General features: G+C 35.7%; 17 protein-coding genes. 3 read left to right on the plus strand and 14 right to left on the minus strand.

Annotated elements, in window-relative coordinates:
* Nucleotides 1–8: 8 nt before the first annotated feature.
* The 4 genes from ystJ to GJE18_RS06520 form a co-directional block, all read right to left on the minus strand.
* Nucleotides 9–1,238: an NADP-dependent malic enzyme gene (ystJ, locus tag GJE18_RS06505; protein WP_103345307.1), complete on the minus strand. Its 1,230-nt coding sequence runs from the start codon at nt 1,236–1,238 to the stop codon at nt 9–11.
* Nucleotides 1,239–1,355: 117 nt separating this feature from the next.
* On the minus strand, nt 1,356–4,547 hold the full coding sequence (locus GJE18_RS06510) for a DNA polymerase III subunit alpha (protein WP_107368651.1): 3,192 nt from the start codon (nt 4,545–4,547) through the stop codon (nt 1,356–1,358).
* A 14-nt stretch (nt 4,548–4,561) separates the two neighbouring features.
* On the minus strand, nt 4,562–5,497 hold the full coding sequence (locus tag GJE18_RS06515) for a DHH family phosphoesterase (protein ID WP_107368650.1): 936 nt from the start codon (nt 5,495–5,497) through the stop codon (nt 4,562–4,564).
* Between the two features lie 12 nt (nt 5,498–5,509).
* Nucleotides 5,510–6,805 (minus strand): DRTGG domain-containing protein, encoded by a 1,296-nt coding sequence (locus GJE18_RS06520; RefSeq protein ID WP_060551236.1) that lies wholly within the window; start codon nt 6,803–6,805, stop codon nt 5,510–5,512.
* Nucleotides 6,806–6,991: 186 nt separating this feature from the next.
* On the opposite strand from GJE18_RS06520, the gene GJE18_RS06525 reads away from it, so the two are divergent.
* The gene (locus GJE18_RS06525; RefSeq protein ID WP_060551237.1) at nt 6,992–7,405 is read left to right on the plus strand and encodes a universal stress protein; all 414 of its coding nucleotides are present in this window, start codon (nt 6,992–6,994) and stop codon (nt 7,403–7,405) included.
* 124 nt (nt 7,406–7,529) lie between these two features.
* Here GJE18_RS06525 and GJE18_RS06530 read toward each other — a convergent pair whose 3' ends face one another.
* The gene (locus GJE18_RS06530; protein ID WP_103345309.1) at nt 7,530–8,222 is read right to left on the minus strand and encodes a metal-dependent hydrolase; all 693 of its coding nucleotides are present in this window, start codon (nt 8,220–8,222) and stop codon (nt 7,530–7,532) included.
* A gap of 119 nt (nt 8,223–8,341) precedes the next feature.
* Between GJE18_RS06530 and GJE18_RS06535 the strand changes: the two genes are divergently transcribed.
* Nucleotides 8,342–9,397 (plus strand): M24 family metallopeptidase, encoded by a 1,056-nt coding sequence (locus GJE18_RS06535; RefSeq protein ID WP_060551239.1) that lies wholly within the window; start codon nt 8,342–8,344, stop codon nt 9,395–9,397.
* A 325-nt stretch (nt 9,398–9,722) separates the two neighbouring features.
* On the opposite strand, the gene ald is transcribed toward GJE18_RS06535, so the two are convergent.
* Entirely contained in the window at nt 9,723–10,838 is a 1,116-nt protein-coding gene (gene ald / locus GJE18_RS06540; protein ID WP_037565530.1) for an alanine dehydrogenase, read from the minus strand.
* A gap of 147 nt (nt 10,839–10,985) precedes the next feature.
* Here ald and GJE18_RS06545 point away from each other — a divergent pair, with 147 nt between their 5' ends.
* Nucleotides 10,986–11,486, plus strand: coding sequence for a universal stress protein (locus GJE18_RS06545; protein ID WP_037565531.1), 501 nt, complete (start codon nt 10,986–10,988; stop codon nt 11,484–11,486).
* A gap of 90 nt (nt 11,487–11,576) precedes the next feature.
* On the opposite strand, the gene GJE18_RS06550 is transcribed toward GJE18_RS06545, so the two are convergent.
* The 8 genes from GJE18_RS06550 to GJE18_RS06585 form a co-directional block, all read right to left on the minus strand.
* Nucleotides 11,577–12,773 (minus strand): acetate kinase, encoded by a 1,197-nt coding sequence (locus tag GJE18_RS06550; RefSeq protein ID WP_037565532.1) that lies wholly within the window; start codon nt 12,771–12,773, stop codon nt 11,577–11,579.
* A gap of 83 nt (nt 12,774–12,856) precedes the next feature.
* Complete coding sequence (locus GJE18_RS06555; protein ID WP_060551241.1) at nt 12,857–13,804, minus strand: class I SAM-dependent methyltransferase; 948 nt, start codon at nt 13,802–13,804, stop codon at nt 12,857–12,859.
* 134 nt (nt 13,805–13,938) lie between these two features.
* Nucleotides 13,939–14,436 (minus strand): thiol peroxidase, encoded by a 498-nt coding sequence (gene tpx, locus GJE18_RS06560; protein WP_037565535.1) that lies wholly within the window; start codon nt 14,434–14,436, stop codon nt 13,939–13,941.
* 68 nt (nt 14,437–14,504) lie between these two features.
* Entirely contained in the window at nt 14,505–15,059 is a 555-nt protein-coding gene (locus tag GJE18_RS06565) for an RDD family protein (RefSeq protein ID WP_060551242.1), read from the minus strand.
* Nucleotides 15,060–15,068: 9 nt separating this feature from the next.
* On the minus strand, nt 15,069–16,058 hold the full coding sequence (gene sppA, locus GJE18_RS06570; RefSeq protein ID WP_060551243.1) for a signal peptide peptidase SppA: 990 nt from the start codon (nt 16,056–16,058) through the stop codon (nt 15,069–15,071).
* A gap of 176 nt (nt 16,059–16,234) precedes the next feature.
* Complete coding sequence (locus tag GJE18_RS06575) at nt 16,235–17,008, minus strand: sulfite exporter TauE/SafE family protein (RefSeq protein ID WP_105995534.1); 774 nt, start codon at nt 17,006–17,008, stop codon at nt 16,235–16,237.
* A gap of 21 nt (nt 17,009–17,029) precedes the next feature.
* Nucleotides 17,030–18,250: a tRNA uracil 4-sulfurtransferase ThiI gene (gene thiI / locus GJE18_RS06580; protein WP_060551245.1), complete on the minus strand. Its 1,221-nt coding sequence runs from the start codon at nt 18,248–18,250 to the stop codon at nt 17,030–17,032.
* Nucleotides 18,247–19,383: a cysteine desulfurase family protein gene (locus GJE18_RS06585; RefSeq protein WP_060552486.1), complete on the minus strand. Its 1,137-nt coding sequence runs from the start codon at nt 19,381–19,383 to the stop codon at nt 18,247–18,249. Before GJE18_RS06585 ends, thiI begins: the two co-directional genes overlap by 4 nt.
* Nucleotides 19,384–19,442 lie beyond the last annotated feature (59 nt).

A 19,442-nucleotide genomic window follows, 5' to 3' on the forward strand; every position in this document is an offset into this window, starting at 1 on the left:
TCTCTGTGTTATTTAAGGTCAGTTAATGTTAACGTTTTTTGATAGATATCTTCAGGATCTACATCAATGCGTGCGACACCAGATTCCATCGCAGCTTTAGCAACCTCTCTTGCTACAGAAGGTGCTACACGTTTATCAAAAGGACCTGGAATCACGTAATCTGCATTAAGTTCCTCATCTGAAACTAAACTCGCAATGGCTTTCACAGCCGCTTGTTTCATTTTTTCATTGATATGTGTTGCACGTACATCTAAAGCACCTCTAAAGATGCCAGGAAACGCTAATACATTATTAATTTGATTTGGAAAGTCTGAACGCCCTGTTCCAATCACTTTTGCGCCAGCTGCTTTAGCAAGGCTTGGTGTAATTTCTGGGTTTGGATTTGCCATCGCAAAGATTATTGGATCATCTGCCATCGTTTTAACCATATCTTCAGTTAAAATATTCGCTACTGATACACCAATAAAGACATCTGCATCTTGAATCACATCTACTAATTTCCCATCTATTTTGTCTTTATTTGTCCATTTCGCAACAAAGTCTTTTGTAGGGTTCATTCCATGTGGACGCCCCTCATAAATCGCACCTTGTGAATCACACATCACCATATTTCTAACTCCATATGAATAAAGGAGTTTGACTATAGCGATACCTGCTGCACCCGCACCATTTAAGACAACGCGAATATCTGCAATATCCTTGTTAACGATACGTAATGCATTCATTAAACCTGCCATTGTTACAATTGCGGTTCCGTGTTGATCATCGTGAAAGACTGGAATTTTCGTTTCTTTCTTTAATCTTTCTTCAATTTCGAAACAACGTGGGGCTGAGATATCCTCTAAATTAATGCCACCAAAGTTAGGCTCTAAAAGCTTAACCGTACGAATGATTTCTTCAGTATCTGTAGTTGAAAGTGATAACGGAATGCCATCTACACCAGAAAAACTTTTAAATAAAACAGCTTTTCCTTCCATTACAGGAATACTTGCTTCAGCACCTATATTTCCTAAGCCTAACACAGCAGTACCATCAGAAATCACCGCAACTGTGTTACTTTTCATTGTATAATCATAAACACTTTCAGGGCGTTCATGGATATCCTTACATGGTTCAGCAACACCAGGAGAATAAGCTAAACTTAGTTCTTCTTTGTTGGTTACTTTTACTTTTGGTGCCACACCTAATTTCCCTTGGTTTTCTTTATGCATATGTAAAGCATCGTCTCTTAAAGACATTCATTATCAACTCCCGTATTTACTGTCACATCTTCTAGACTGCCGAACAGTCGAACTTAAACGTCATTATACTATACGTCATAAAAAATTGATATACAAATTACATTTTCAACACTCTTATAATAATCTTATATTTTTCGGGCTCATAGATTGAATGAGCGTTTGTATGTGACGTTTCTCTATAAGCCCTAGATTAAATGTTTGTTTAGCATCATTATCAAAAAACACAACATGTACGCCATCTTTTAGGCCTGCTGATACATCACTTTGATAGATGTATTGTTTTAAGTCATCGCTTAATTTTTCTCTAATAACAATTTTTCGTGTCGCAGCCAGCTTGTCTTTTTCAAATTGTTCTAAGCCTTTAAAACTATTGATAACAAGTTGAACCTTATTGTTGCGACGTTCAAACTTTCCTTCCACAACATAAAATTGATGTTTATCAATACGAGAACCTATCGTTTGATACAAATTCGGGAATATAACACCATCCAATTGTCGTACACCGTCATTTAAAACTACAAAGGCCATTTGCTGTCCTTTTTTAGTACGGATTACTTTTAAATCTTCAAGCATAACGAGTATAGGTTCGTTATGCGCTTTCATGGTCAATGGAAAGACTCCAAGATATTGTTTGCGTTCAAAAGCTTTTTCTGCGGGGTGTTTAGATACGTAAAACCCTAAATAATGTTTTTCGTAATTCGATTTTTGTTGATCAGGCATTTCCTCAGTTTCATCATATTCTTGTTTTGTAGTAGAAAATGCTTCTAAAAATGTTTGGTCTAAGTCAGACTGAATATCACTGACTTTGTCTATAGATTGTAAAAGTGTCGCCCGATTTTTATTAAAACAATCCATCGCCCCTGATAATATTAATGCTTCTAATAACCGTCTTGAACGCACTCTTCCAGGTATTCTCTGACAAAAATCAAACAGGTCTTTGTACGGCCCATTCTCTTGACGCTCTTTCACAATCGTTTGCACACTTTGATAACCCACGCCTTTAATGGCTCCTAATGAAATATAGATTTGATTTTTATATGTGCGATACCGCCAATGGCTATAATTAATATGCGGGCCATTAATTTCTAAATGTTGTTGTTTTGCTTCATAAATCATTTGTGAAGTTTTAACTTCATTACCAATCACATTGCTTAAAATATTTGCATAGAAAAATGGTGCATAGTGTACTTTTAAATAAGTCATAATGTAGGCAATTTTAGAGTAACTTACAGCATGTGCTCTTGGGAACCCGTAATCTGCAAACTTTAAAATCAGGTCAAAAATTTCTTCACTTAGGGCTTTCTGATAACCTTTTTTTGATGCGCCTTCGATAAAATGTTGCCGTTCATTTTCTAGAACTGCTCTATTTTTCTTACTCATTGCACGTCTTAAAATATCTGCTTCTCCGTAACTAAACCCAGCAAATTGGCTCGCGATTTGCATGATTTGTTCTTGATAAATAATAACGCCATAGGTCTTTTTTAAAATAGTTTCTAAATCAGGATGCAAGTACGTAACTGTAGTAGGTTCATGGCGACGTTTAATATATGTTGGGATTTCTTCCATTGGACCAGGTCTATATAAAGAGGTTACGGCAACGATATCTTCAAAATGTTGTGGCTTTAATTTTTGAAGTACCCGACGTACGCCTTCAGATTCGAGTTGAAATATTCCCGTAGTCTCTCCCTTAGAAAGCAACTGAAAAACTGCTTTATCATTGAAAGGAATGGCTTCAATATCAATGTGAACACCCAAATTTTGATGCACTTGTTTGACTACTTGATGAATAATGGTTAAATTTCTTAAGCCTAAAAAATCAATTTTCAAAAGACCTAGACGTTCAGCTTCTGTCATTGTCCATTGGGTAAGTAGACCTGTTTCCCCTTGCACTAAAGGAATCGTTTCATATAATGGTTGGTCATTAACGATAACCCCTGCGGCATGAGTGGAGGTGTTTCGCGGTAAACCTTCTAATTTTTTACATAACTCAAACCATTGTTCGTGACGATGATTACGGTGCACAAATTGTTGAAATGCTTCTGACGTATAAGCTTCATCCAAAGTGATACCAAGTTTACTTGGGATAAGTTTAGAGGCTTCACTTAACGTTGCTTCATCAAATCCCATGACACGACCTACATCTCGCGCTACTGCTTTTGCTAAAAGATGACCAAATGTAACGATTCCTGCCACTTTGAATGCACCATACTTTTCTTGAACATAATGAATGACTTTTTCACGTTGCGTATCTTCAAAATCAATATCAATATCTGGCATTGTTACACGTTCAGGATTTAAAAAACGTTCAAATAGTAAATCATATTTTAAGGGGTCAATCGTTGTGATATTTAATAAATAACTGACTAAGGAGCCTGCAGAAGAACCCCGACCAGGCCCGACCATAACTCCATTATTTTTGGCATAATTAATAAGATCACTCACAATTAAGAAATAATCACTATACCCCATGGTTTTTATCGTTTGAAATTCGTGAGCTAGGCGCTCTTGATACATTCGAGAAGTTAAATGTCGGCGTGTTAATGCGTTTTGTAATTGCTCCCATAAGAAAGTATCTGCATCCATCCCTTGAGGTGTTTGAAATTCTGGTAATAAAGGTTGATGATAGACTAACTCGGCCTTACAAAGATTCGCAATTTCGTCTGTTGTTGTCAACCATTCAGGAGGTAAATTCATAGCTTGTAATGATTCTATCGTTTTGAAGTGGCATTCAGATGCTTGTTCCATATCCATGAGGTTCAATTTAGTGTTGTCTCGAATGGCACCTAATACGGCTACAGTGTCTTTATCGTCCGGTGTTTCATAATATGTCGCATCTATCCAAGTTTTCGATACGTTATCAAGGGTCGAGCGGTAATCCGTGTAAACAGAAGTCGTTTGTGGTAAGGCATCAAACCAAGATGCCACCTCTTGATTAACATCTTTAAATATTGCCACTGTATGCGCGCTATATTGGGGTAAATCATGGATATTAACTTGTGTAGTGTCATTTAAGTTTATCTCTGAAGATAAGCGATATAATCCTTTTAACCCTTCATTGTTTTTAGCGAGCAAGACAACCTCTTTTTCTATTAATCCATCAGTTACATGTATCGTAAGTCCCAATATAGGATGAATACCAACTTTTACACACGTATCATAAAATTGTGGTATACCATACATGACATTAAGGTCAGTAAGTGCAATGGCTGTATATCCTTCTTGTTTGGCTTTAACTACAATACGCTCAATCCGAATACTTGAATTGAGCAAATCATAAGATGAATGTATATTTAAATGTGCAACCATTGCAATACCTCCTATTAGTTTAATTTCGCTTTTAAAGCTTGTGCTAGAGATTCAAAAGTATGCCAATCACTAACTGAAACGCCAGAAGCATTAGGATGTCCGCCACCGCCAAACTTCTCGGCTATATCATTAATTACTATTTGTTTAGAACGAATACGACAACGAATTTCATTACCTTCATCCACAGCAAACACCCAAATTTTTAAACCTTTGATCTCAGCTATGCTATTCACGAATAACGATGCTTCATTCGGTGCAATTTGATGTGATTCTAGAACATCTTTCGTTATTTTAACTTTACAAAAACCATCGTTATCTAATTCAAAATGCTGTAACACGTATCCTTGAAATGCTAATAAATATGGCTCTTTCTCAGCCATTGCATTTAATAGCGCATGGTGATCAATGTTATGTTCCAACAATGAAGCTGCCGCCTGCATCGTTTTAGGCTTCGTATTATTGAATAAAAATCGTCCAGTATCTCCTACAATACCTAAATATAATGCACTTGCGATTGCACTATTGATATAGTGTAAATCACCCGATTCTTCTACCAATGAATAGATAATTTCACTTGTAGACGAAGCGTTTGTATCAACATAATTTACCATACCATATTGGTCAACAGGTGGATGATGGTCTATTTTAATAAGATAATCTCCAAAATGATATCGGTCATCATCGATTCTAGGTGCATTAGCCGTATCACAAACAATCACTAAGGCATGTGCATACACTTCATCTGCGATTGTATCCATTTCTCCAAATAAAGTTAATGTTGGTTCATTAGCCCCTACACAATACACTTGTTTTTCCGGATACTTTGCTTGAATATATTTTTGTAAACCTGTTTGAGACCCTAATGCATCAGGGTCAGGTCTGACATGTCGATGAATAATTATCGTTTCATATTCTTTTATTTTTAATTGAATTTCTTCAAACTGATTCATGTTAACACTTCCTTAATTGTCCAATAATTGACACATGAGTAAAGCAGTCGCTACAGGTTGTTGACCACTTTGCATCGTCACTTCTAGTTTTGCGAAATTTCTTCCCATATCCAATATATTGTATAGTACTTCGATTTCATTTTCTATTTGTACTGTTTTAATGTAAAAAATATTCAAGCTTTCTATCATAACTTCTAGTTTCTTTTGTTTACGCATGACATATTTGATTGTTTCTTCAATAATTGCGACCGAAACTGATTTACTTAATGTTCCGAATTGATTCGTTAGCTGTGGTGTAATTTGAACATGAATTTGATTATTACGAATATCAATATGCTTCGCCACTTGATCATTAATGGTTTCGCCAACTTGAGGTTGTCGTCCTGCAATCTGCATCGCCTTTAAAACATCTTCACGAGATATAACACCAATGAGTTTTTTATCCGCTGCGGTTACGGGGAGTAATTCTATGCCTTCCCATATCATTGAATGGGCACAACTCGCTACTGTCGTACTTAATTGCGCACTCATTGGTGGTTTTGTCATCACACGGCTTAAAGGAGCTTTAGGTGATTGACTTAAAATATCTTTACTAGTAATGATACCCGTTAATTTCATTTCTTCGTCAACGATAGGAAACCTAGAATGTCCTGTTTCTTGCGCTTTTTTACGTACTTCTTTGACGGGCATCGTATCAAATAAATAAGACGTTTCTTCTATTGGAATGACAATATCTTCTACTAATAATATCTCTTTCTTAATCATTTGATTGTACATGGCACGATTAATGATATTTGCAACCATAAATGTATCATAATTAGATGAAATAATTGGCAGATCATGTTCATCAGCATATTGTTTAATTTCTTGAGATGTTTCAAAGCCGCCTGTAATTAAGACGGCGCTTCCTTTATTTAATGCTGCTTTTTGAACATCTTCTCTATTCCCAACTATCAACAATGTATTTTTTGAAACATAATTGACAACGTTGTCTTTTTCCATCGCACCAATGGCAAATTTAGTAAGCGAATTGAATTGACCACCTCGACCAGCAATTAACTGGCCATCCACAATTTTGGCGATTTCACCAAATGTAAGCACATCTAACTGTTCACGTGTCTTCTTTTCTATGCGCACTGTACCCACTCGATCAATTGTAGCCACTAGACCACGTTGTCCAGCGTCTTTTATAGCACGATATGCTGTCCCTTCTGAAACATCTAAATCTTTTGCTATTTTTCGAACCGAAATCTTTTGACCGATTGATAGCTTTTCAATATGTTTAATAATTTGTTCATGTTTTGTCATCTTATACTACCTCAACAATTATAGGGATAAAATTTTAAGTAGACCCGCTTCCTTGATGTCATTGTCTTCATTATTATACATTTTTTTATACCTTAATGTGAAAGAGAAATATGATATTACAAGCAGAAGTTTAATGGATTTTTGTAAATTATTTGTTTAAAATAAAATAAAAAGGAGGAATGTATGATGCATACACATATTTTACTCGCCGTTGATCCTGATTTAGAAAATGTCAAAGCAATCGAAGAAGTTCAAAAACTGTCAGGTCCCTCCACGATTGTAACTTTATTACACGTCATCGGCGAACAAGATGTTCAAGCCTCTGTACGACTAGGAACACATGTAAATGAACTGAAACATTTACGAAGTGAAAAAATGTCGGAAACCAAACAACGACTTGACGCTGCCAATATTCAATATGAAGAAATTATTGAACGCGGAAACCCTAAAGAGAAAATCGTTGCTTACGCGAATAGCGGTCGCTATGATATTGTCGTTTTAAGTAACCGTAAAGCTGAAGAAAATAAAAAATTTGTTTTAGGTAGTGTAAGTCACAAAGTCGCAAAACGTGCGAAAATACCAGTCCTTATTGTTAAGTAAAAGAAGGACTAAACAAAACACAATTTAATACTTTAGAACGTGAAAACCTTCAAAGTGATACGAATCAACTTTGAAGGTTTTTAAGTTTGAATAACGTCTTACTTGCAATAACAGTAGTAATTATTTACACCAATTGAACTGCTTCACCTGGTTTTAATATTTGCACCTCTCCATGTGTCACAGCATTTTTAAATGCTTCAGGATCTTGTTTAATAACTGGGAATGTATCAAAGTGAATCGGCACACTAATTTTAGGCTTAATGAAGTGATTCACCGCATAGCTTGCATCTTCTATACCCATCGTAAAATTATCACCAATTGGAACAAAACACACATCTACTGGGTGACGTTCGGCGATTAACTTCATATCGCTGAATAAACCTGTATCTCCTGTATGATAAATCATTTTACCTTCAAGTTTTAGAAGAACACCCATAGGCATACCCAAATAAATTGGTTTGCCATCATCATCCATTAAGCTTGAACTATGAAACGCTTGGACAAATTTTAATGTTCCAAAATCAAAAGTCCATTGTCCGCCAATATTCATGCCATGCACATTTTCAATCCCATGTGCTGAACTTAGATAATTCGCTACTTCTGCCGTACCAATGACTGTGGCATTCGTACGTTTGGCAATGTCAATCGTATCTCCAAAATGATCCTCGTGACCGTGCGTTAATATGATATAATCCACATCAAGGTTTGAGGCATCTAAGTCTGATAATTCATTACCTGTTATAAATGGATCAATGATGCCTGATTTGCCATTTGCCTCAAAATACACTGTTGATTGTCCGTGAAAAGATAGTTTCATTATGCATCCTCCTTTTTGTTACTTTCACTATACCACGTCTTTACCCCCAACACACATTCTTACAAATTGAATTGTTGTTCATTCTTATTTAGAATAAAAGTATTAAGGAGGCGTTATAAATGAATCAAATTGAACAATTGGTTTCTAAATTAAATGAAGCACAAGTGGATGCAGCTTGGATAAGTCATCCAATTAATATTTTTTATTTCACTGGATATAAAAGTGAGCCCCATGAGCGCTTGTTCGCGTTGTTAGTCAAAGCGACAGGTGAATGCGTTTTATTTTGCCCACAATTAGAAGTCGAAGAAGTAAAAGCATCTCCATTTGAAGGAACTATCATAGGGTATTTAGATACCGAAAACCCTTATCAAAAGTATGATGCATCCATTAAGACAATGTTTATTGAAGAAAATCATCTTACATATCGTCGTTATCAAGAACTTACTAAAGCATTTCATATTAACGCAGTATATCCTGTTGATCCTATCATACAAGAAATGAGAAATATAAAAACGGAACACGAAATCAACATCTTATCTAAAGCCGCACAACTAGCAGACGAATGTATGAGAATCGGAGAAGCTTTCTTAAAAGAAGGTGTCACTGAAAGAGAAGTTGTTAATCATATTGAAAATGAAATTAAAGCATTCGGTGTCAACGAGATGAGCTTTGATACGATGGTACTATTTGGAGATCACGCTGCAGCGCCTCATGGTACACCTGGTGAACGTCAATTAAAAAACAATGAATTTGTACTGTTTGATCTAGGTGTTATTTATCAGAATTATTGCAGTGACATCACACGAACAATCGCTTTTGGCCACCCTAGCGATGAAGCACAAAAAGTATATGACATCGTTAAAAAAGCAGAACAAGAAGCTATTAATAAAATAAAGCCTGGTGTTAAAATTAGTGACATCGATAAAACTGCGCGTCAAATCATTTCAGACGCTGGGTATGGTGAATATTTCCCACATCGCCTAGGACATGGCCTAGGGCTAGAAGCGCATGAATATCAAGATATATCTGAAACTAATGATAATGTTTTAGAAGAAGGTATGGTCATTACTATAGAACCTGGTATATACGTTCCGGGTATCGTTGGTGTCCGTATTGAAGACGATATACTTGTGACCAAAAATGGCTATCAATCTTTATCTTCATATCAGAAATAACACCTCCGTCAGACACATTGCGTTGTTCATGTGAAGTACAGATGGCTTTCATATCGATGTGATTCTCATTGAATAGCATTTACTTTTAGATTTACTCGTAAATACTTACACTTTGAGCTCAAACGGAACATAGATTATGCCTTCACTCGTCATCTTTAAATACGTGTTGAAGGCATTTATTGTGTGAACACATTGATGTACGATGTGGAGCTTATCTAATTTTTATGCATTCTCACTATTATTGGTGAAAACTACCGTAACGATGAATAGGGTGGGCACTGACATCAGTTCCCCACCCTATTAAGTGTTCGTAAGATTTTATTTATTATTTTAGCACTTCTGCAACTGGCGTAAATGATTTATTAAACGCCTCTGCAACAGCTTTGTTCGTCACTAAGCCATTAAACGTGTTTAATCCTTGTGATAAAGGTACGTTGTCCGTAAGTGCTTGTTTGTATCCTTTATTTGCTAATTGTAAAGCATATGGTAGTGTTGCATTGTTTAAACCAATCGTTGATGTACGTGGTACAGCTCCTGGCATATTGGCAACCGCATAATGCACAACCCCATGTTTAATATAAGTTGGGTCATCGTGTGTAGTAATACGGTCAGTAGTTTCAAAAATGCCACCTTGGTCGATTGCAATATCAACTACAACAGAACCCGCTTTCATTTGTTTAATCATATCTTCAGTAACAAGTTTAGGTGCTTTGGCGCCAGGAATCAGCACAGCACCAATCACTAAATCACTTGCTTTGACATGTTCTTCAATATTAAGTGGGTTAGACATAATCGTATGTACACGGCCATCAAATAACTCTTCAAGTTGTTGTAAACGTTTAGGATTTACATCTAAAATCGTTACATCTGCACCTAATCCTAAAGCAATGCGTGCCGCATTAGTACCTGCTTGTCCACCACCGATAATTGTAACTTTACCTTTTTGAACACCAGGTATACCACCTAATAGAATGCCCATGCCACCGTTAAATTTTTGTAAGAACTGCGCACCAATTTGAGCTGACATACGTCCAGCAACTTCACTCATTGGTGTTAAAAGTGGTAATGAACGATCAGCGAGTTGAACTGTTTCATAAGCAATTGCTACCACTTTCTTTTCGATAAGCGCTTCAGTTAATTCTGGCTCATTTGCTAAATGTAAATAAGTGAATAAAATAAGCCCCTCTTTAAAGAAGCCGTATTCTTCTTTTAAAGGCTCCTTCACTTTAATCACCATATCTACGTCCCATACTTGCGCTTGACTTTCAATGATTTCTGCACCAGCTTCGATATAATCAGCATCTTCAAAAAAAGACCCCATACCAGCTGATTTTTCGACGAGAACTGTATGACCAGCCTCAACTAATGCGTGGACACCACTTGGTGATAACCCCACTCGATTTTCATTATTTTTTATTTCCTTAGGAATACCAATTTTCATTCTCCCTGCACCTCCCAAGACTAATGATAACGCATGTATAATGTAAGCGCAATCATAAGATTGGTTTCTTTTTGTAACATATGATAATTGGCAGAATTTACAAAAAATATGATATAATTAAAGTGAAATAAGAAAGGAGTTTTTGCCATGTTAATGTACAAAAATATTCTAATCGCTGTAGATGGTTCACACGAAGCAGAATGGGCTTTCAACAAAGCAGTAGCAGTGGCTAAACGTAACGATGCCAAACTTACTATCATGAATGTCATTGATTCTCGTACGTATACTTCTTTTGAAGTTTATGATTCTAATTTCACAGAGAAATCAAAATCATTTGCGGAGAAACTATTAGATGGGTATCGTAAGATTGCTGAAGAAGAAGGCGTGGCACATGTTGAAACGAAACTCGAATTCGGTTCACCTAAATCAATTATTCCTAAAAAAGCGAGTGAAGAAGGCAGTATTGATTTAATCATGTGTGGTACTTCTGGATTAAATGCTGTAGAGCGCTTTATTGTAGGTTCTGTATCAGAAGCAATTGTTCGTCATGCTGAATGTGATGTATTAGTTGTCCGTACAGAACAAATTCCAGAAACATTCGAGCCTCGAGTTGCTACAAAAGAACTCCTACAAGATCATAATATTTAATACAAAATGTTAAAAAAAGGGTTGGGCTTATGCCCACCCTTTTTTAATAGTAAAACTGCCTACTTAAAGGTAGGCAGCACTACTTATATATTAAAGATTACCGAAAGTCATAACGTCACGTGCAATCATCACTTCTTCATTAGTTGGAATTACTAAAACTTTTACAGGTGAATGTGGGTAATTCAATTCAGCTTCTTTACCACGTAACCCATCGTTTTTACGAGGATCCCAATAAACGCCCATAAATTCTAATCCTTCTAATACACGCGCACGAATCACATCTGAGTTCTCACCTACACCTGCTGTGAAGACGATGACATCTACCCCATGCATACGTGTCGCATATGAACCCATATACTTGTGAATACGAGATGCGAAGACTTCAAGTGCTAATTCCGCACGTGCATTACCATTGCTAGCATCGTCCTCAATATCACGTAAATCACTTGATGTACCTGTAATACCTAACAAACCAGACTCTTTATTCAATGTATTTAATACTTCGTCTGCAGTTTTACCTGTTTTTTCCATAATGAATGGAATAAGGGCAGGGTCAATATTACCTGAACGTGTACCCATTGTTACACCTGCTAAAGGCGTGAAGCCCATAGATGTATCCACAGATTCGCCACCATCAATAGCTGCAATTGACGCACCATTACCAATGTGGCAAGAAATAATACGTAATTCCTCAACAGGTTTACCTAACATTTCTGCTGCACGTTGTGAAACATATTTATGACTTGTACCATGGAAACCATATTTACGAATACCATAATCTTTATAGTAATTGTAAGGTAAGCTATAAAGAAATGCAGATTCAGGCATAGTTTGGTGGAATGACGTATCGAAAACTGCTACGTGAGGGATGTTTGGTAATAGTTTTCTAAACGCTTCGATACCCATTAAATTCGCTGGGTTATGAAGTGGTGCTAAGTCTGTTAATTTTTTGATATCAGCAACTACATCATCTGTTACAAGCTCTGATTCAGGGAAACGTTCACCACCATGTACAACACGATGACCTGTACCATCAATATCATTGATATCGTTAATAATACCATGTGCTTGTAAACTATCTAACATCATATTTACAGCTTCTTCATGGTCTTTAATGTCTTTAACTTCTTTTACTTTCTCTCCGTTCACTTCGATAGTGAAAATAGAATCTTTTAATCCTATGCGCTCGATTAAACCTTTTGTAATCATTTTTTCTTCAGGCATTTCAATTAATTGAAACTTTAATGATGAGCTACCAGCGTTAATCGCTAAAATTAACTTAGACATGTAAACGTCCTCCAATATTTATAAGTTTTATATCCAAAATCTATTTAAACATTATCACAGTTTGATTTCAAGAGTGACACAGATTATTTTTTTGGATGATTTTTTTGCATCCATTCATTTAATTCACTTAAGAAATTTTGAAAGTTTTGTGGCTGTTTTAAATCTGGAATATTTGCAAGTAAAACTTCGACAGGATGGGTAATACCCTGTGCTTTCTTTTGTAAAACGAGCAATGATTTTTGTGCACGTTCATTTTTAAATAAATTTTTAGGTAAATGAAGGAAAGCTTGCATTTCAGTTTCTGTTGCAATGAAATTTTGCAACTGTTTCACTTTGGCATCTTCAAATAGTGCACGTGGTACGACTAAAAATGCAAAACCTGATGGTTTAAGTGCTGTTATCGCTTGTTCAATAAACAAATGATGCGCGTAACTGTGACCTTCTTTAAAACCTAATTTCATTTCATGACTACGTTCATCAACTGGGTAATACCCGATTGGTAGGTCTCCAATCACTACATCTGCCTCCTCAAAAGGTAATGGCATAAGTGCATCTTGAGGATAGACATCGAAAGGAATTTCAAGAAAATTAGCTAAATGTATACTTAAGCGCGATAAAACTGGATCCACTTCAACCAAATGATGCATTAATGTTTTCTCAGACATGACTTCGTTTACAGTAGCACTTAAGTGCCCTGCTCCACTACCTAAGTCTGCGATGTGAAGTGCCTCACTATCAGTTTCAAATTGAGAAATTAAATATCCTAAAATCAAACCAATTGAATCTGGTGTAATTTGATGGTTCGCTTGCACCTCTTCTTTTTGTAATTGGCTCAAATAAGCAAATTGAAATGCTTTGCGTCGATCTTGTAATGTAGATTGTTCTAAGACATCACGTTCTTTAGTATACAACTGTTCCATCGAAAGACCTAAATTCTCTATAAAACTTTGACCATTTTCATCGTTCAGTTGCTTCGTAGTCTCATCCAACTTTTTAAAAAGTTGTTCCATAATTGAAGTTGGTTGTGTCATTGTTTACTTCCTTTCAAAAAATAAAGGGGTGGGACTTGAACGTCCTCGCCCCGAATACATCAACCTTAATGCATTACATTAATAGTTGTTTATATTTCAAAAACAGATACTTCAAATATACCCGTTTTTAATGACTATGATAATTTTCGATATGCGTCTAATGCTGCTTCAAAATTTGGAAAATCTGTACCTTCAGATACAATTTCTTTATATACTACTTTATTGTTTTCATCTAAAACAAAAACTGAGCGTGCAAGTAATTGAAGTTCATCCATTAAAACGCCATAAGCCTTACCAAAAGAATGTGATTGGTAGTCACTTAACGTGATGACATTATCTAAGCCGTTTGATGCACACCATCTTTTTTGAGCAAATGGTAAATCTAGAGATAATGTTAAAACATAGCCATCTTCATCATTCGCTTGTTCATTAAATTGACGTGTTTGTTGATCACAAACACCTGTGTCAAGAGATGGTACCACATTTAATAATTTTTTCTTCCCATCAAATTGAGATAACGTAACTTGTTGTAGCGCTTGATCAACGACTTTGAAATCTGGAGCTTGATCCCCTACATTCACCTCGTTACCTAACAATGTAACAGGATTTTGTTTAAATGTAATTTGTGCCATAACTGTATTGCCTCCTTAAATAAATCCGAGTCAATTTTATTATACGAGTTATGTAATGACTTCGCACGTCATAGACCTTCGTTTTCTTGAATATATTTTAAATATTTATTCTTAATCACAACTGTATCTGCAAAATAATCATGTACACCAATGTGTTTAGGTGTGAAAAACACTGCTAAATATGGTAATCCGAGTAGAATGTTAGATATAATGCGACCAATCCATTCTCTAAATATAACGTCAGACCATAGTGGCTTTTTTAAGTCCTTACGATAAACCTTGATGCCTAAAATCATTTTTCCAAGTGTTTGTTGGAAGTATTTCGTCATTAAGACGAAATATAAGAAATATAATAATGCATTCAGTATATGTGTAAGGCTAAAATAAGATATCCACAATTTAAATTCATCTGCCCCTGTAAACACTAAAATAGGGTTCAAAATGATATTAAACACTGACCATAAAATAAGTAAGTCTATGATATAACTCAAAAAACGACGGCCAAATCCTGCATAGAAAAATGCATTTAACTCATATTGATGTTTCGTCAAAAATGTAGATGCAGGCGGATGTGCATGATATACATTATTTGATGTATTATGATGGTATTCATTGATTGTCATGCTTACCACCTACCCCTCATATAAATACATTGGACGCGTGTCCGAGTTATTATTTAAAATTTGTTTGATTTCAGTGAAATTCGCTTGAATATTTTCTAATGTCGCTTTCATTCCGAATATAGAGCCAAGTCCTTGTTGAGATTCATCAAACGTAATCACTTGAGGGTTTTTAACTTTCATTTCTTTTCCCATCGCTTTTATCGCATCTTCTTTATATCCAATTTCATCAATTAAATGATTCGCTTTCGCTTGTTGCGCGCTATAAATACGGCCATCAGCAAGTTTACGTACTTTTTCTTCAGACATATGACGTCCTTCTTTGATTACTTTCACAAATTGATCAAAACTATCTTTATTTATAGACTGTAGTATTTCACGTTCTTCATTGGTCATTTCACGTTCTGGACTCAAAATATCTTTATGATTGCCAGATTTAATCGTATTGGTTTTAATACCAAGGTTATTTAATAACTCTGAATAATCCTTTGCTTTCATAATGACACCGATAGAACCTGTTAATGTTTGTGGACCTGCGTAAATTTTATCCGCTGGCATGGAAATATAATATCCCCCTGAAGCGGCAAGTGTTTCCATTTGAACATAGATTTTTTTACCCTTATCTTTAACTTCTTTTAATTTTTGATAAAATTCATCACTTTCATATGTACTTCCACCCGGAGAATTGACTACTAATAAGACCCCTTTAATAGAATCATCTTTTTTAATTGTTTCAAGTTGTTTCAACGCCGATTTATGATTATAACCTTCACCTCCACCAAATAAACCACCTGATGATTCACCCGAGATTTCACCTTTAACCACAATCTCAGCAATTTGATGAGATGGATCTCCGTTTTTAACTACGGATGTAGGTGCTTGATCGAGATCATTCAAACTGCCATTAAAAACATTTGAAGCCAATGTTGTCACTACACTCATGACAATACCACCAAATACAATCACCGCAGCTAATATGATTGCTACAATTCTTTTAGACATACTAAACTCCCTTTCAATTTAATCAATAATGCTTTCCAATTATTTTATCATTTATTTCATAGTTTTGAAAAACATTATTAAAAAACCTTGTTGTCGCACATTTTTATATAACAAAAAGAATTGAGTAGACTGAACCACTCAATTCTTTAGACCTTGTCATAAGGTAGTTGCTAGATTTAGAAAAGCCACAAGTTCACATAATCATAAGCATTTTTTAGGATGAGCACTAATGTAACTACGACAAATAATAGCTTTACATAACTAACGCCCTTACGAATGGCAAATTGCGCTCCTGCATAAGAACCTAATATCGAACTTATCGCTAGAATTAAACCGAGCACGTAATCGACGTGTCCTAAAAACATGAACATGAAGAGCGAACCTATGTTTGAGGCGAAGTTTAATACTTTTGCATTTCCTGCTGCACTTAAAAAGTCAAAGCCCATGATAAGTAGGGCAAACATTAAAAATGACCCCGTGCCGCCTCCTAGAAAACCATCATAAAACCCTATTATCATAATTAATAGGATAAAGATGATTGATTTCAAGAGCGTGAACGTTAAAACCGTACGTTCAGACCCCCACTCTTTTTTCAGCAACGTATATATTAAAACGCCAGTAAGTATGATAATGACAAGCGGTTTGAGCACATGTGAGGGTAAGAAAACAGCTAAAGACGTACCACCGACTGCTGCTAAAAAAGATAATGGAAATAGTTTTCCAACGAGTGGTAAATCTACTTTCTTCGCACGCACAAAACGAAAAGCACTAGTTAATGAACCAAATGCACTTGCCATTTTATTCGTTCCGAGCGCTGTCGCTGGATTAAGGCCTAATGCAAGTAGACCGGGAATTAAGATTAAACCACCACCGCCAACAACAGCATCTATAAAAGCGGCTAGAAATGCTAAACCGATTGCAATCAAAATTAATGTTAAATCTAACTCCATCCCCTTCACCCCTTATTCAAACTAAAATAAATCATCATCCCATTCATTTTGTTTATCATCATGAAGGCGATAATTTTTATCGATAATTAATGTTTCAATATTTTTTACAGCTTCATCAATCAGCGGTTCAAAATCAAAACCTGATTCATATTTAATAACTTTATCAAACTGAGGTTCCGTTACTGGATTTTTAGGTGTAAATATTGTACAACAATCTTCAAATGGTTGTATAGATGTTTCAAAAGTGCCTAACGCTTTCGCCTTGTTAATGATTTCCTCTTTATCTAATGATAATAAGGGACGTAATACTGGCGTAGAAGTGACAGCATTAATTGCATACATACTCTTTAACGTTTGGCTTGCGACTTGTCCTAAATTTTCACCATTCACAATCGCATCGGCACCAATTTGATGTACAACTTTATCAGCTATACGCATCATCATTCGACGTGTTGACGTCATCGTATAGCGTTCATGAACTACTTTATGAACTTGCTTTTGTACTTCTGTAAACGGTACGATATGCAATTTAATCGTCCCTACACGTTCGGCCATAATACGTGTTAATTCAATGACTTTTTCTTTAGCTTTTTCACTTGTAAAAGGTGGGCTATGAAAATGAATTGCTTCAATTGTCACACCACGACGCATAACTTCCATGCCAGCCACAGGAGAATCAATACCTCCAGACAACATCAGTAACGTTTTACCCCCTGTTCCTACAGGTAAGCCTCCTATGGCAGGAATCACTTTATCATACATATAAACAGCATCTAAACGTACTTCAATTTTAATTTCATGATCTGGCTGACGTACATTTACATGTATCGCGTCGTTATGTTTTAAAATCGCACCACCTACCATTCGCTGAATCGCAAATGTTTCATATTCGAATTGTTTATCAGAACGTTTCACTTCAATTTTAAAACTTTCACCTGGTTGATATTCATTTGCAAATATACGTGCATGTTCATACATCGCATCCATTGTTTTTTCAATTTTAAGAACCGGACTAATTGAATGGACACCGTATACTTTAGAGATACGTGAAATCATTTCATCGATATCTGCTTGTTCATCAAGCTCTATATACATACGATCTCGATTTGCTTTAACCTCATATCCTTTTAAAGGCATTAACGCACGTTTTACATTAGAACGTAATTGACTGACAAATGTTTTACGATTTGCCCCTTTTAATGTTAATTCTCCATATCTAACTAGAAGATGATCATAAATCATTTTCTTAGCAACTCCTCTACTTCTTGATATACTTCTTTTAACTTTTCAAAAAACAATGTCACATCTTCATTAGTCGTGTGATGATCAAATGACAATCGAATACTCCCTAAAATATTCGTTTTGTCTATCTGCATTGCATTTAAAACTTCATTTATTTTTGCATGTTTAGAAGAACATGCACTTGTCGTTGAAATCATAACATCACGTTTTGAGAATGCATTAACAAGTACCTCACCACGTACACCCGGAAAACTAATATTTAATATATGAGGTGACGCATTCTTAGGTGAGTTGACCACAATGCCAGGATAGTTTTCAAGGCGTGTTCGAATACTGTGATTAATATGATTTAAATGTGCCACTAATTGTTCTTGGTTGTTTATCGCTAAACGCACTGCTTTTGCTAGCGCGACATTGTTGGGAAGATTAACCGTTCCACTACGTAACCCTAATTCTTGCCCACCACCATGTATAGTAGGTTGAAGTGCATGTGCGTTTTTTAAAATTAATAAACCTTGACCTTTTAATCCATTAAATTTATGGCCACTAATTGCTAAACTATCTATTCCACTCATTGAAATGGGTTGTTTACCTAATGCTTGAACAGCATCTACATGAAAATGCACTTTCGGATAGTCTGCTAACAATTGTCCAATGTCCTGGATGGGTTGCGTTTGACCCATTATATTGTTGACTTGCATACATGTTACTAAAATGACGTCACTATCTAGAAGTGATTTGAGATGAGCAAGATCTATTTGCCCCTGCTTTGTCACATTGACATATTTCAACGTAAAACCTTCTACTTCTAGTTGGCGCATCACCTCTAAAACTGAAGGGTGCTCTAATACAGATGTTATGATTGTTTTACCAAAAGGCCTTTTTTGATATGCTGCCCCTTTTAATGCCATATTATTAGATTCTGTTGCTCCACTAGTGAATAAAATGGTTTCATCATTCAATTGTAATGATTGTTTAATTTGGGCACGCGCTTCATCTAAAAGGCGTGCAGCCTCAATACCTTTTGCATGTGGACTATTAGGATTATAAAAAAATTTTTGATTAACTTTCATATAGCTATTTAACACGTCTGCTTCTGGTACGGTTGTCGCAGCATTGTCAAAATATAACATCATACAAGAACTCCTTGATTGAAATTTGAATAGTTTTATTGTACTACACTTTTACAACT

Origin of the sequence: Staphylococcus agnetis (assembly GCF_011466855.1) — a bacterium.
In the GTDB taxonomy this organism is placed as follows: domain Bacteria; phylum Bacillota; class Bacilli; order Staphylococcales; family Staphylococcaceae; genus Staphylococcus; species Staphylococcus agnetis.